We start from the raw sequence: 14,078 nt of genomic DNA, 5'->3' as shown, positions 1-14,078 counted from the left end.
ATCGAATAAATTCAACCAAGGTGGAAAGTAACTCCCAAAGGATCGCCTATCCCAAAACGTTCGCTAGCTACTTTTAATTAAACTTGTTTTGACACAAGTTCAGCTAAAAGGAATTTTCTAAAACGCAAATTTCGTTTCGTTATCCAGTTTTCAAGGATCAAGGACGGAACTTTTGTAACGATCACCTTCGGTGACGTTCAAAGTTACGTCAATTTGAGAGTTGAACTCTCAAAACTGACCAACGAGTGAGCTAAATTTGAATGTTCTCGTTGCAGAGAACGATTCTCCATAGAAAGGAGGTGATCCAGCCGCACCTTCCGATACGGCTACCTTGTTACGACTTCACCCCAATCATCTACCCCACCTTCGGCGGCTGGCCCCTTGCGGTTACCTCACCGACTTCGGGTGTTGTAAACTCTCGTGGTGTGACGGGCGGTGTGTACAAGACCCGGGAACGTATTCACCGCGGCATGCTGATCCGCGATTACTAGCAATTCCGACTTCATGCAGGCGAGTTGCAGCCTGCAATCCGAACTGAGACCAGCTTTGATAGGATTCGCTCCACCTCGCGGTTTCGCTTCCCGTTGTACTGGCCATTGTAGTACGTGTGTAGCCCAGGTCATAAGGGGCATGATGATTTGACGTCATCCCCACCTTCCTCCGGTTTGTCACCGGCAGTCGATCTAGAGTGCCCACCTTTATGTGCTGGCAACTAAACCTAAGGGTTGCGCTCGTTGCGGGACTTAACCCAACATCTCACGACACGAGCTGACGACAACCATGCACCACCTGTCTCCTCTGTCCCGAAGGAAAGGCCTATCTCTAGACCGGTCAGAGGGATGTCAAGACCTGGTAAGGTTCTTCGCGTTGCTTCGAATTAAACCACATACTCCACTGCTTGTGCGGGTCCCCGTCAATTCCTTTGAGTTTCAGTCTTGCGACCGTACTCCCCAGGCGGAATGCTTAATGTGTTAACTTCGGCACCAAGGGTATCGAAACCCCTAACACCTAGCATTCATCGTTTACGGCGTGGACTACCAGGGTATCTAATCCTGTTTGCTACCCACGCTTTCGCGCCTCAGCGTCAGTTACAGCCCAGAGAGTCGCCTTCGCCACTGGTGTTCCTCCACATCTCTACGCATTTCACCGCTACACGTGGAATTCCACTCTCCTCTTCTGCACTCAAGTCACCCAGTTTCCAGTGCGACTCGGAGTTGAGCCCCGAGTTTATACACCAGACTTAAATGACCGCCTGCGCGCGCTTTACGCCCAATAATTCCGGACAACGCTTGCCCCCTACGTATTACCGCGGCTGCTGGCACGTAGTTAGCCGGGGCTTTCTTCTCAGGTACCGTCACTCTCAGAGCAGTTACTCTCCAAGACGTTCTTCCCTGGCAACAGAGCTTTACGATCCGAAAACCTTCATCACTCACGCGGCGTTGCTCCGTCAGACTTTCGTCCATTGCGGAAGATTCCCTACTGCTGCCTCCCGTAGGAGTCTGGGCCGTGTCTCAGTCCCAGTGTGGCCGTTCACCCTCTCAGGCCGGCTACGCATCGTCGCCTTGGTAGGCCTTTACCCCACCAACTAGCTAATGCGCCGTAGGCCCATCTGTAAGTGACAGATTGCTCCGTCTTTCAGCATCCCGCCATGCGGCGAAATGATTTATCCGGTATTAGCTACCGTTTCCGGCAGTTATCCCAGTCTTACAGGCAGGTTGCCTACGTATTACTCACCCGTCCGCCGCTAAGTTATTTCGGAAGCAAGCTTCCAAAATAACTCCGCTCGACTTGCATGTATTAGGCACGCCGCCAGCGTTCGTCCTGAGCCAGGATCAAACTCTCCAATAAAGGTGAAAGAAAGTTTTACCGAAGGTAAAATCTCTTTCAGCTAAGGTGTTTGACTTGCTCATTTTGAATCTGACGAGATCAGATTTGCATCTGACTCTATTATTTAGATTTCACTTCCGTGAAACCCGCTCACTCGTTGTTCAGTTTTCAAAGATCAACTTTGTTCTCACTCGCTACCATTGTTTCAGCGGCAACTTTCTTATCATACAACATCCGGCGATCAATTGCAAGCTTTATTTTTTGTTGCTGTTTAAGCTCACCATAAAGCTTGTTATTAACGACCGGATATTTAATATACCATCTTTTCAATATAGGCGCAAGCCCTAGTACCTATTTTTATGCTTCCAATTTCGCCCATTCCCCACTCCGTTATTTGTATCTTTAATAACACAGCGCGCATTTCTCCATCATGACAAAACGAGCCCGGCTTTTCTAAGCCAGGCTCGCTCCTATCTATATTATTCCGAACGCATATGCGGGAACAACAACACATCACGGATCGATGCAGAATTCGTCAGCAGCATCACCAGACGGTCAATACCAATTCCAAGTCCGCCAGTTGGCGGCATACCATATTCAAGCGCATGGATGAAGTCATTGTCCATCTCATGAGCCTCATCATTACCGTGCTCGCGCTCAATCAACTGAGCTTCGAAACGTTGACGCTGATCAATCGGGTCATTCAGCTCGGTAAATGCGTTGGCATGCTCGCGAGCTACGATAAACAACTCGAAACGATCCGTGAACCGCGGATCTTCCTCATTTTTCTTCGCCAGTGGGGAAATCTCCACCGGATGTCCGTAGACGAAAGTCGGCTGAATCAGCGTCTCTTCTACGAATTCTTCAAAGAAGGCATTCAATATATGCCCAAACGTCATATGAGGCTCAACCGGAACTTTGTGTTCTTTCGCCAGGCGGTGTGCTTCCTCATTGCTCATTTGGACGCCAAAGTCTACGCCGGTAACTTCCTTAACAGCATCTACCATTGATACCCGGCGCCATTGCGGCGTAAGGTCTACTTCATGCCCTTGGTAATGCACAACCTTCGTACCCAGCACTTCTTCGGCGATATGAGCGATCATATTCTCCGTCAGCGCCATGATATCCTTGTAATCCGCATAAGCTTCATACAATTCAATCATCGTAAATTCCGGGTTGTGGCGTGTAGACACACCTTCATTCCGGTATACACGGCCGATTTCGTACACTTTCTCCAGCCCGCCAACAATAAGACGCTTCAAATGAAGCTCGATCGCGATTCGCATATAAAGCTCCATATCCAGCGCATTATGATGTGTAATAAACGGACGAGCCGCAGCGCCGCCGGCGATGCTATGCAGTGTCGGGGTCTCTACTTCCAGGTATCCCAATGAATCCAGATAACGGCGCATCGATTGGATTATGCGGGAACGTTTAATGAATGTTTGCTGTACCTCAGGGTTCACAATCAGGTCCACATAACGCTGGCGATAGCGGAGCTCAACATCCTTCAGGCCATGGTACTTATCCGGCAGCGGATAAAGCGATTTGGACAGTACTTCAAGATCGGTCACTTTAATGGTTGTCTCGCCGGTCTTCGTCTTAAATACTTCACCGCGCACCCCTACGATATCGCCTAGGTCAAGAATGCTGAAAGCAGCATACTTCACTTCTGGGACACTATCCTGACGGACGTAAATTTGGATTTTGCCGCTCAAATCCTGAATATGAGCGAAGCTTGCTTTCCCCATTCCCCGTTTGGCCATGATCCGTCCGGCAACTGATACCTCTACCTTCTTCTCCTCAAGCTCTTCCTTCGTCATGCTGTCGTAATCCTGCAGAATTGCACCTGCCATATGAGTACGCACGTACTTCTTACCAAAAGGGTCGATCCCCAGGTTCCACAGCTCGTCCAATTTATCGCGTCTGATTTGCAATAGCTCGCTGATTTCGACTTCCTGCTCCTGAGTGTTGTGTTCCTCGCTCATGTTGATACTCCACTCCTTCTACAACTTATTATACAGCTTATATTAGCTGAATCTTGCATAAATGCTCACTACTGGAAAGTATTCGACAACAGTGAAAAAAGCCTCCCCTGGGGAAGCTCTTCCAACTCAAAATACCGCCCTATTTCTTAATATCTACGATTTTATATTGAATCACGCCCGCAGGGACCGTTACATCGACGATAGCACCCTTTTGCTTGCCGAGGATCGCCTTGCCTACTGGGCTTTCATTTGAAATTTTATTTTGCAGCGGATCGGATTCAGCCGTACCGACGATGGCGTATTCCATCGTATCGCCGAACTCCAAATCCTCTACGGTTACCGTCGAACCAATGCTCACCGTGTCCGTATCGATTTCGTCGTTGTTAATGATACGTGCGTTGCGCAGCATTTTCTCAAGCGTAATAATGCGGCCTTCAATAAAAGCCTGCTCATTCTTGGCATCCTCGTATTCCGAGTTTTCACTAATATCGCCATAACCGATGGCAACCTTAATGCGCTCCGCAACCTCACGACGTTTCACGGATTTCAAATTTTCAAGCTCTTCTTCCAACTTCTTCAAACCATCTTGTGTAAGAATAACTTCTTTATCGCTCATCTCAACCGATTCTCCTGTCATGGAAATAATTTTCGCACTATGCGCGCGGTCATGGGCTCCTTCAATATGAATACCTTCCGCCACGGATGGATCTAACCCATTCTCTAACAAGCCCTCAAGGGTCCGAGTTGCCGCATGCCACGGCCGTGAAAATTCACGCATCATTTGAGAATATCATATGCAAACTCATGGAGCTCAGACCACCCCATGTCGTGGAAGTTATCTCCTGAGGCGAATTTATACTGAGAAATTATAGGTGAAGCCTCTCGAAATGTCAATGACAGTACAATTTTCAAATGTAAACGTTTCATGAAGGATGTTTACGTTGCGAATCATCCTTTTATTATCATTTTCGTAAATTAAGCGGATTCCGCTTCCTCAGCATTCTCGATGGACAGATTAGCGACAAAATTCTCGAGAATTCGTACCATCTCGTCCCGCTTGGTCTCTTCCATGATAACATCCTTAATCCGTGCCGCGCCTTGCATGCCCTTCAAGTACCATGCCAAATGCTTGCGCATCTCGCGTACTGCTACGCTCTCCCCCTTGAGAGCGGCTAAACGATCCATATGAAGGATTGCAATGCGGATTTTCTCTTCCGGATCCGGTTCAGGCAGCAATTCCCCGGATTTCAGATATTCTACCGTCCGGTACAGCATCCACGGGTTGCCTAACGCACCCCGGCCGATCATGACGCCATCGCATCCGGTTTGCTCCAGCATACGCTTCGCATCCTCTGGTGTCGCAACATCGCCATTCCCGATGACTGGAATAGACACAGCTTCCTTAACTTGCTTAATGTAACTCCAGTCGGCTTTGCCGGTATACAGCTGCTCCCGGGTACGGCCGTGTACACTGACCGCCTTGCCTCCAGCCTGTTCTACCGCTTTGGCGTTATCCACCACATAGATATGCTCAGCATCCCAACCGATCCGCATTTTGACCGTTACCGGCTTGCTGACAGCATCCACCACGGCGGACACCATTTCATAAATTTTATTCGGATCAAGCAACCAGCGTGCCCCGGCATCGCATTTCGTCACCTTAGGCACAGGACAGCCCATGTTAATATCGATGATATCGGCATTCGTCTCCTGATCGACAACCTTGGCCGCTTCTACCAGAGAACCCCGATCCCCGCCAAAAATCTGCAGACTAAGCGGCTTCTCCCGCTCGTCTACGAATAGCATTTCCCTCGTACGCTTGTTGCCATGGATGATCGCTTTATCGCTAACCATCTCCGCACAGACGAGGCCGGTACCGAACTCCTTGGCAATCAGCCGGAAGGCAGGGTTGCAGACGCCCGCCATCGGTGCCAGCACGACCTGGTTCTTCATTTCAATATCGCCAATTTTCAGCATAACATCCCTCCCTAATCATATTGTTGTCGAACTTGCTCGCAATTTGTAGCATTATCCCTGCGGGTCAATTTATTCTGAGGATTTCAATTCAGACATCGAAATGCCCAAAGCATCCACAATTTTAATTAAAATTTGTTCTTCTGCGCGTCGGTTCCCACGCTCGATCGCTCCGAGGACGGCTAGCGATACGCCGGATCGCTCCGCAAGCTGCTGCTGTGTGAACCCCTTTAGTTTTCGGTAAGCCCGGATTCGCTGCGCCAGTTGCAAATTTTCCAAAAACGTACGCCTTCCTTTCCATCCATGCTGGTCAAAGCTTCTTGGGTGCGCCGGTATAAGCCGGAAGACTCCTCCTCGGCAACGATGTCCGCCAAAGGGACAAGCACAAAGGCACGCTCCATCATCCGCGGATGTGGCAGCGTCAGCAATGGGGTGTCTATCTCTTGCCCCTCTACCCATAGCAGATCCAAATCAACGGTTCGCGGCCCATAGCGAATTTTGCGCTCACGCCCCAGCTCAAGCTCAATTTGCTGCATGACAACCAGCAGCTCCTCAGGACCCAGCGCCGTCCGTAGCGCTGCAGTCATATTCAGGAAGCAAGGCTGATCGAGATATCCTACGGGATCGGTCTCGTATAGACGGGAGCAGCGGAGCACCTCTATCTTCGAGTGGGCATCCAGCCGAGCCAGCGCCTCCATCAAGGTCGCTTCCCGGTCGCCGAGATTGGCCCCTAAAGCAATATAAGCCTCTGTAGTTCCAGAGGTCGGATGTGTATTCATCGCACGTCTCACTTTCTAGAGCGGTACAACTGCACCGTCACACCTTCAAAATGAATATCAAATGGCGGATGCGGCTTCGTGACATGAACCGTTAACGCATCTACCATAGTATAAGTGTCCAAAACCGAGGATGCAATATGTTCCGCGAGGGCTTCGATCAATTTGAAGCTTTTACCTTCGACAATGCCCCGCAGCAGCTCATGAATTTCGGCATAGTTCACCGTCTTGCTCAAATCATCGGTCTGTCCGGCTTCCCGCAAATCAAGTTCTAATTCCAGATCGACATAGAAGCGTTGACCGAGCTTGCGCTCTTCTTCAAAAACACCATGGTATCCGTAATATTCCATGCGCCGAAGCACCATTTTATCCATCCATTACCCAACCTTTCCGTCATATAAAATAAACCAGAAGCAGCCGGCACGAAAGCCGGCAAAACTTAGCAAGCTCAATTTCACGCGTCAGAGCAAGCTAAGGCAAATCACAAAGCTACATGCAAACAATTAAGCATAAATAATAGCATCGCACATTTTGGCCAGTTGTTTGATTTCCTTCACGTCGTGAACCCGTACGATCTGGCAGCCTTGAGCAATGCCAAGAGCTACCGTCGCAGCGGTACCCATGACCAGCTCGTCTACCGGCAAGTCCAGCGTGGTTCGTATAAATCTTTTACGGGACGTACCGAGCAACAGAGGATAGCCCAGCTTCATCAGCCGATCCAGCTCCTTCATCACACGCAAATTCTCCTCATAGTCCTTCACAAACCCGATCCCCGGATCAAGGATGATCTGCTCATCCCTTACTCCAGCCCGCCGCGCGATCTCTATGCTGTCCAGCAGGTCCGCTTCTACGTCCTGCATTAAATCACGGTAATCCCGATCATGCCGGTTATGCATTAAAATAACGGGAGACTGGAACTCCGCCGCTACCTCGGCCATGAGAGGGTCTGCTTTGCAGCCCCATATATCATTGATCATATGAGCGCCCGCGGCAAGGGACTGTCTCGCTACCTCCGCTTTGTATGTGTCTACCGAAATAGGAATATGGGGAGCTTCGCGATGGATCGCTTCTACGATAGGGACCACCCGCTCCAGCTCCTCGTCCAGCGATACAGGCTCATGGCCCGGTCTGGTCGATTCCCCGCCGATATCGATGATATCAGCCCCGTCACGAACCATTTCCAAAGCATGGGCAACCGCCCGTTCCGCCTCGTTATACCGTCCACCATCGGAGAAAGAATCCGGAGTTACATTTAAAATACCCATAATCAAAGTTCGTTCACCAAGCTTCAGCTCGGTTTCGCCGCATTGATAAGTCCGCTGATATAGCGTAGGCTGCATGTTATCGTCCCCCTTCTATCTATACACCGCAATTACTTCTATAACTATCTAAAAGCATTTCCGTAACGGGACCAATCATTCCGTCCCCGACCGAATATCTCGCCCCCCCCGGCTCAACCAATGCCGTCACTGGCACCAGCTCTTGGATCGAATTGGTCAAAAATACTTCTTCCGCCGCGACCAGCTCATCCCAGGTATAGCATCCTTCTATATACGACAGCCCTAGCCGCTCCGCAAGTTCTAACACGAAAGAGCGAGTAATTCCCGGCAGAATGCCGGTCCCAATCTCCGGTGTATATAATGTCCCCTCGCGCACAAAAAATAAATTGCTGACGATTCCTTCCGCCAAATGTCCTTGGGCCGTCAAAAGCAATCCCTCAGGTACTCCTCCTGGATGGGCATTTTTGATAAGTCCCTCCAGCTCCCGCTTGGCGAGAATATTATTCATATAGTGAAGCGACTTGAGCCTGATCTTCCCCTCAGGGGTATTGCGAGGCGTAGATAAACGCCATAATTGCTTGCCATGGGTGTACAGCCCCGAATCAAAGGACGGCAATGGCTTCACATAGATAATAACGCACGGCTCCGTATAATCTTCCGGCGGCAAGCCAAGCGGCCCGGCGCCAGCCGATACAGTCAGCCGGATATACCCATCCAGCAGCTCATTCGCCTTCAGCAATGAGGCGATTTCATATCGCAGCAGTTCCTCCCGGGCCTCGTAACGTATGCCTAACTCCCGGCAACCGCCCCGAAGCCGCTCCAAGTGCCGCTCCAGAAGAAAAGGCTGCCCCCCATACGTCCGAAATGTCTCGAACAGCCCCATACCGTACATGAAGCCGTGATCCATTACGGATATCACGGCTTCAGCGGATGGGGTGGGAACTCCGTTCACCCCGATATAATTCATACCCCTGCCCCGACCTTGCGGCTAAGGAAGTTGCGGAGAATTTGATGGCCATGATCGGTAATAATCGACTCCGGATGGAATTGAACCCCTTCCACGGCATAAGTTTTATGGCGCAGGCCCATGATTTCGCCTTCCTCGGTCTCGGCGGTAATCTCAAGGCAGTCGGGAAGGCTGGAGCGTTCCACGATCAGCGAATGATAACGGGTTGCCGTAAACGGCGAAGGAAGCCCCGTAAATACGGATTCACCTTTATGGCGAATCGGCGAGGTCTTGCCATGCATTAGCCGCTCCGCCCGAACGACCTTGCCCCCAAAGGCTTGACCGATAGCCTGATGACCCAGGCAGACGCCAAAAATCGGGATCTTGCCCTTGAACCGGTCAATGACATCAAGAGTTATCCCTGCCTCATTTGGCGTGCACGGACCCGGAGACAGTAGAATGTGATCCGGCTGCAGTTCCTCGATGCCTTGCAAATCAATTTCATCATTTCGGCGTACAACAACTTCTTCCCCAAGCTCGCCTAAATACTGCACGAGATTGTACGTAAAAGAATCGTAATTATCGATAACCAGTATCATAACTTCATCCCCTGTCCTTGGCCTTCGGCGGCGAATTCCTGACTTAACCCGACCGCCATCGTTATAGCTCTGGCTTTATTATGGCATTCCCTGTATTCCCGATAAGGCACGGAGTCGATTACAATGCCTGCCCCGACCTGAATATGTCCTACGCCATCCTTAACGACCAGTGTACGTATAATAATATTTAATTCCATATTTCCGTTGTAGTCAATCCATCCCATAGCACCCGTGTACGGCCCGCGGGTCACAGGCTCCAGCTCCTCAATGATCTCCATTGTCCTTACCTTCGGAGCGCCGGTAATCGTTCCCCCTGGAAATACAGCAGCAATTACATCAAATGGCGTCTTTCCTGCGTCCAGCAGGCCCTCTACCTGCGAGACCAAGTGCATTACATGCGAGTAATATTCAATAACCATCAGCTCACTGGCCCTGACCGAACCAAACTTGGACACACGACCCAAATCGTTGCGAAGCAAATCGACGAGCATGATATGCTCCGCCCGCTCCTTCTCGCTGCTCAGCAGCTCTTGGGCCATGGCCTCATCCTCCTCCGGTGTAGCGCCCCGGCGCCTTGTGCCGGCGATAGGACGTGTTGCCATCTTCCCCTGCTCCAGCTTCACAAGGAGCTCTGGCGAAACGGAGACAAGCTGAAAATCGGGAAATCGGAGAAGCCCCATATATGGAGAAGGATTCAGCAGCCTCAGCCATTCGTAAATCTCCTCTGGCGAAACTGGAAGCGGAAGCCCTCGGCGCAATGACAAATTCACCTGAAATACATCTCCCGCCGCTATATATTCCTGTACCCGGCGTACCGCCGCTTCGAAATCGTCTTGGGCAAAAGAAACGGAAGCGGAACGCTCCAAAATGTCATCCCACTCGGGGGATGAGACATCTCTATCCGCCAACGCCATACGGCGGCCCCTTGTCTTCTCAGCTATCGTCCCGTGTTTGGCCTCATGGATGATTTCATTCCAGCGATCAAGCATCAGTGATGCCCGCTGCTTCGCTTTCTCGAAGGCCTGGGCCAGTGACATTGCAGACTGCTCTGCTCCAACGGGACAATGGACGATTGCGTATACCTCTTCCAGCTCATGATCGAACACCCACAGCTCTTCCATGCGCATCCATATATAATCGTCGATTCGGAGGTCATCCTCTGCCATCACAGGAAGACGCTCCAAAGAGCGGGCCACATCATAACTGAGATATCCTACACCGCCTCCGCTGAATTTAGGCAGTCCAGGTACCGCTGGCGACTTAAATGGCTTTAGCCATTCATGCAGCACGTCCAAAGGACGTCCTTCAACTTCTACGATATGGCCCGTGGAGGTGTCCTCGATTTGTGCAACAGTTCCTTTTCCCCTTATGACTGACAAAGGGTCCAAACCGAGAAAGGTATAGCGGCCGTCCTTGCCGCTCTCTAACACAAAGGAGTATGGCCCCGCTGTGTTCCAGGCCTGCGCCCAGTCGCCCGGCAGACGGGAATCCGATTTCATTTTGACGGCGCAGGGCAGCATCGTCCAACAGCCCTCCGCTGCCCAGCTCTCCCATTGCTCCCATCGTGTAATGGTAATCATACTATGTCACTACCTCCAGCCCTTGATGCGTTCTTGTTGCTAGCTAGTATACTAGAACCTTATTCCGTTGAACATCCCCAATAACATGCAGCAAAACAATCATAAAACAAGCAACAACCCCCACACCGTCTGATGCAAGCGGTTGGGGGTTGACTCAATATATACAAGCCGCAGCTAGAAATTAAGCTTCGAAATTGTAGAGCGGCGTACTCAGGTAACGCTCGCCGTTACTTGGAACGACTGCGATTACGCGTTTGCCTTTGCCAAGTTGTTTGGCTACTTTAAGCGCAGCGAAGATGGCTGCACCGGAAGAAATTCCGGAAAGGATGCCTTCCTCTTTAGCCACTTTACGCGCTTGCTCGAATGCTTCCTCGTTCTCTACGTGGATGATTTCATCGTAGATTTCACGATTCAGAATTTCAGGTACGAAGTTGGCGCCGATCCCTTGAATCTTATGCGGTCCGGGTTTGCCGCCGGATAGAATTGGCGAAGCTGCCGGCTCGACGGCGTAAATTTTAATGTCAGGGAAACGCTTCTTCAGCACTTCACCTGCACCGGTAATCGTGCCGCCCGTTCCGATTCCTGCCACGAAAGCGTCCAGCTTGCCGTCAAGCGAATCGATCGCTTCAACAATTTCCGGACCTGTCGTCTCGCGGTGGATCTTCACGTTAGCTTGCGTTCTGAATTGATCGGCCAGGAAATAGTCCGGATTTTCAGACAAAATTTGTTCAGCTTTCTTAACGGCACCGTTCATGCCTTCTGCCCCTGGAGTGAGGACCAGCTCGGCTCCATAAGCACGCAGGAGGTTGCGGCGCTCAATGCTCATCGTTTCAGGCATAACAATAACCGCCTTGTATCCTTTAGCAGCGGCAACAAGCGCCAGTCCGATACCGGTGTTTCCGCTGGTTGCCTCGATGATCGTACCGCCCGGCTTCAACTTGCCCGCTTTCTCAGCTTCTTCCACGATGCTGATCGCAATACGGTCTTTCACGCTTGCGCCCGGGTTCTGGTACTCCAGCTTTACATAAATTTCAGCGCTATCCTCGGGTACGATGCGGTTCAAGCGAACAAGCGGTGTATCCCCGATGAGATCTGTTACGTTATTAACGATTCTAGCCATACGAAAACCTCCCTGAGTAATAAAAATAATAAGCTGCAGATAATCTAATCTAGCTGTGATCTAGTTGTAAAAAAACGAAAGAGGAGTCGGATTTACCGCGGTTCTCCTGCCCTCATTTATTTCCGAGTAAATAAGTTGGTATTCTTCTTTCATTATCTTAACAATCAGCAGCGGCAGTTGTCAAGAAAGGATAGAAAAAAATACTTTGCGCAATCCGGAAATTTCCTAGGCTTGGCAAAGTATTTTAACAATTTCGACCTTATTATTTGGTCTGGGCTTGAAGCTCGGCAATACGCTCCGGGCTTATACTATAAGCCTCGTTGCAGAAGTCACAAACGACTTCAATCTCTTTATTCTCCTCGGCCATCTCGGCAAGCTCGCTGTGACCCAGGCTAACCAGCGTTCGTTCAACGCGCTCTAACGAGCAATTGCAGGCGAATACGACCTCCGATTCGTCCAGCAGCTTAAAGTCCGGCACGATCCAGCCTAGCAGCTCCTCAAGCTCCAGCCCCTGATCCAGAAGAGAGGTAACCGGAGGAAGCTGGCCGATGGCCCGCTCAATCACGTCAATCTCCTGATCGCTCAGCCCAGGCAGCAGCTGAATGATGAAGCCGCCAGCCACGATGACCGAAGAATCTGTATCGACCAGAACGCCTAATCCAACGGCAGACGGAGTTTGCTCCGAGACAGCAAAATAATAGGTGAAATCCTCGGCAAGCTCGCCGGAAATCAGCGGAACGCTTCCCCGGTAAGGCTCCTTAAGCCCAAGATCCTTGGTTACATGGATAAAACCCGTCGTTCCGACCGCTCCGGCTACATCGAGCTTGCCCTGACTATTGCTCGGCAGCTGTACATGCGGATTCTTGACATAGCCGCGAACCTCGCAGTTTGCATTCGCATCAGCGATGATTTGACCGATTGGCCCGTCGCCTTTTACCTGAACGGTAAGCTTCTCATCCCCCTTCAGCATTGCGCCCATCATCGTTGCTGCCGTTACAGTCCGCCCCATCGCCGCTGTTGTTGTAGGATAAGTATCATGACGGCGGCGCAGCTCTTCAACCAGCGCAGTCGTGCGGACGGCAAACGCTCGTACTTTGCCGTTCATGGCCGTCCCGCGAATTAAGCGGTCTTTTTCTTGTTCCGTTCCCATAGAAGTGAAGCCTCCTTTTCTGGATGTAATGACTACTCACTGACAAACTGCACTTATTATTGCCTGTCTCTTACTGATTACGCTCGTATATGATACGCAGCCCTTCCAAGGTAAGAAGCTGGTTCACTTCCTGAATCGATTCTGCCTCGCTGGCAATAAGCTCTGCCAGCCCTCCGGTTGCGATGACCTTAGGCTCGGCATGCATCTCCCGGCGAATCCGGTTCACGATGCCATCCACTTGCCCCGCATACCCGAAAATAATACCCGACTGCATCGCATGGACCGTATTGCGGCCGATGACCTTCTTCGGCTTCTCCAGTTCGATCCGCGGGAGCTTGGAAGCGCGCTGATACAGCGCTTCTGTGGAAATTCCGATGCCCGGCACAATGGCCCCGCCCAAATAATTGCCGGCAGCATCGATACAATCGAAGGTCGTGGCCGTTCCAAAGTCGACGACAACGAGCGGACCACCATATTGCTCTACCGCGGCCACAGCGTTGACGATGCGATCCGCGCCGACCTCGCGCGGATTCTCGTACCGCAAATTAAGTCCCGTCTTGATGCCCGGTCCGACGATAAGCGGCTTCTTGCGCAAATATTTCTCGCACAGCTCTTCGAGCACATGCATCAATGGAGGGACAACCGAGGAAATGATGACCCCCTCAATATCGCCTACTGCGATCTTGGACATTTGAAACAAATTATGAATCTTAACCCCATATTCATCGGCCGTAGACTGCCGGTTGGTGCTTAGTCGGAAATGGTGAAGCAGCTCTCGGCCCTTGTAGATTCCCAGTACGATATTCGAGTTGCCTACATCTACCACAACGAACATGCT

Annotated in this window: 14 protein-coding genes and 1 rRNA gene; all 15 read right to left on the bottom strand. The window is 50.9% G+C overall.

Annotation, left to right across the window (positions count from 1 at the left end; genetic code table 11):
- Positions 1 to 292: 292 nt before the first annotated feature.
- Positions 293 to 1,848 (bottom strand): 16S ribosomal RNA (locus MKX50_RS00395).
- Between the two features lie 147 nt (positions 1,849 to 1,995).
- A complete protein-coding gene (locus MKX50_RS00390; protein WP_339158106.1) occupies positions 1,996 to 2,157 on the bottom strand; it encodes a hypothetical protein in 162 nt (53 codons plus the stop codon).
- A gap of 149 nt (positions 2,158 to 2,306) precedes the next feature.
- Positions 2,307 to 3,815, bottom strand: a complete 1,509-nt coding sequence (gene lysS, locus MKX50_RS00385) for a lysine--tRNA ligase (protein WP_155613529.1) — start codon at positions 3,813 to 3,815, stop codon at positions 2,307 to 2,309.
- A 139-nt stretch (positions 3,816 to 3,954) separates the two neighbouring features.
- Positions 3,955 to 4,431: a transcription elongation factor GreA gene (gene greA / locus MKX50_RS00380; RefSeq protein ID WP_155613557.1), complete on the bottom strand. Its 477-nt coding sequence runs from the start codon at positions 4,429 to 4,431 to the stop codon at positions 3,955 to 3,957.
- Positions 4,432 to 4,790: 359 nt separating this feature from the next.
- Complete coding sequence (dusB, locus tag MKX50_RS00375; protein WP_213595403.1) at positions 4,791 to 5,792, bottom strand: tRNA dihydrouridine synthase DusB; 1,002 nt, start codon at positions 5,790 to 5,792, stop codon at positions 4,791 to 4,793.
- Between the two features lie 69 nt (positions 5,793 to 5,861).
- Entirely contained in the window at positions 5,862 to 6,068 is a 207-nt protein-coding gene (locus tag MKX50_RS00370; protein WP_213595401.1) for a helix-turn-helix transcriptional regulator, read from the bottom strand.
- On the bottom strand, positions 6,020 to 6,568 hold the full coding sequence (gene folK / locus MKX50_RS00365; protein ID WP_213595399.1) for a 2-amino-4-hydroxy-6-hydroxymethyldihydropteridine diphosphokinase: 549 nt from the start codon (positions 6,566 to 6,568) through the stop codon (positions 6,020 to 6,022). Before folK ends, MKX50_RS00370 begins: the two co-directional genes overlap by 49 nt.
- A gap of 8 nt (positions 6,569 to 6,576) precedes the next feature.
- Positions 6,577 to 6,939 (bottom strand): dihydroneopterin aldolase, encoded by a 363-nt coding sequence (gene folB / locus MKX50_RS00360; protein WP_155613533.1) that lies wholly within the window; start codon positions 6,937 to 6,939, stop codon positions 6,577 to 6,579.
- A gap of 129 nt (positions 6,940 to 7,068) precedes the next feature.
- Complete coding sequence (folP, locus tag MKX50_RS00355) at positions 7,069 to 7,905, bottom strand: dihydropteroate synthase (RefSeq protein ID WP_213595397.1); 837 nt, start codon at positions 7,903 to 7,905, stop codon at positions 7,069 to 7,071.
- 19 nt (positions 7,906 to 7,924) lie between these two features.
- Entirely contained in the window at positions 7,925 to 8,812 is an 888-nt protein-coding gene (locus MKX50_RS00350; RefSeq protein ID WP_213595395.1) for an aminotransferase class IV, read from the bottom strand.
- On the bottom strand, positions 8,809 to 9,390 hold the full coding sequence (gene pabA, locus MKX50_RS00345; protein WP_213595393.1) for an aminodeoxychorismate/anthranilate synthase component II: 582 nt from the start codon (positions 9,388 to 9,390) through the stop codon (positions 8,809 to 8,811). The genes MKX50_RS00350 and pabA overlap by 4 nt, the downstream gene beginning before the upstream one ends.
- Entirely contained in the window at positions 9,387 to 10,970 is a 1,584-nt protein-coding gene (locus MKX50_RS00340) for an anthranilate synthase component I family protein (protein ID WP_339158105.1), read from the bottom strand. Before MKX50_RS00340 ends, pabA begins: the two co-directional genes overlap by 4 nt.
- Before the next feature lie 181 nt (positions 10,971 to 11,151).
- Positions 11,152 to 12,090 carry a cysteine synthase A gene (gene cysK / locus MKX50_RS00335; RefSeq protein ID WP_155613538.1) on the bottom strand — a complete coding sequence of 313 codons (939 nt, stop codon included), beginning with the start codon at positions 12,088 to 12,090 and terminating at the stop codon, positions 11,152 to 11,154.
- A 262-nt stretch (positions 12,091 to 12,352) separates the two neighbouring features.
- Positions 12,353 to 13,240 carry an Hsp33 family molecular chaperone HslO gene (gene hslO, locus MKX50_RS00330; RefSeq protein WP_213595389.1) on the bottom strand — a complete coding sequence of 296 codons (888 nt, stop codon included), beginning with the start codon at positions 13,238 to 13,240 and terminating at the stop codon, positions 12,353 to 12,355.
- Between the two features lie 70 nt (positions 13,241 to 13,310).
- The gene (locus tag MKX50_RS00325) at positions 13,311 to 14,075 is read right to left on the bottom strand and encodes a type III pantothenate kinase (protein WP_213595386.1); all 765 of its coding nucleotides are present in this window, start codon (positions 14,073 to 14,075) and stop codon (positions 13,311 to 13,313) included.
- Positions 14,076 to 14,078 lie beyond the last annotated feature (3 nt).

The sequence above is a fragment of the Paenibacillus sp. FSL W8-0186 genome (genome assembly GCF_037969765.1).
GTDB lineage: Bacteria > Bacillota > Bacilli > Paenibacillales > Paenibacillaceae > Fontibacillus > Fontibacillus woosongensis.
This window is presented reverse-complemented; position numbering and strand designations above follow the sequence as displayed.

Bases quoted from the DNA above. Each gene is read 5' to 3' on its own strand.
- hslO (WP_213595389.1), bottom strand. From the start codon at position 13,240: ATGGGAACGGAACAAGAAAAAGACCGCTTAATTCGCGGGACGGCCATG.
- MKX50_RS00325 (WP_213595386.1), bottom strand. From the start codon at position 14,075: ATGTTCGTTGTGGTAGATGTAGGCAACTCGAATATCGTACTGGGAATC.
- dusB (WP_213595403.1), bottom strand. From the start codon at position 5,792: ATGCTGAAAATTGGCGATATTGAAATGAAGAACCAGGTCGTGCTGGCA.
- folK (WP_213595399.1), bottom strand. From the start codon at position 6,568: ATGAATACACATCCGACCTCTGGAACTACAGAGGCTTATATTGCTTTA.
- MKX50_RS00340 (WP_339158105.1), bottom strand. From the start codon at position 10,970: ATGATTACCATTACACGATGGGAGCAATGGGAGAGCTGGGCAGCGGAG.
- lysS (WP_155613529.1), bottom strand. From the start codon at position 3,815: ATGAGCGAGGAACACAACACTCAGGAGCAGGAAGTCGAAATCAGCGAG.
- folP (WP_213595397.1), bottom strand. From the start codon at position 7,905: ATGCAGCCTACGCTATATCAGCGGACTTATCAATGCGGCGAAACCGAG.
- greA (WP_155613557.1), bottom strand. From the start codon at position 4,431: ATGAGCGATAAAGAAGTTATTCTTACACAAGATGGTTTGAAGAAGTTG.
- folB (WP_155613533.1), bottom strand. From the start codon at position 6,939: ATGGATAAAATGGTGCTTCGGCGCATGGAATATTACGGATACCATGGT.
- cysK (WP_155613538.1), bottom strand. From the start codon at position 12,090: ATGGCTAGAATCGTTAATAACGTAACAGATCTCATCGGGGATACACCG.
- MKX50_RS00350 (WP_213595395.1), bottom strand. From the start codon at position 8,812: ATGAATTATATCGGGGTGAACGGAGTTCCCACCCCATCCGCTGAAGCC.
- pabA (WP_213595393.1), bottom strand. From the start codon at position 9,390: ATGATACTGGTTATCGATAATTACGATTCTTTTACGTACAATCTCGTG.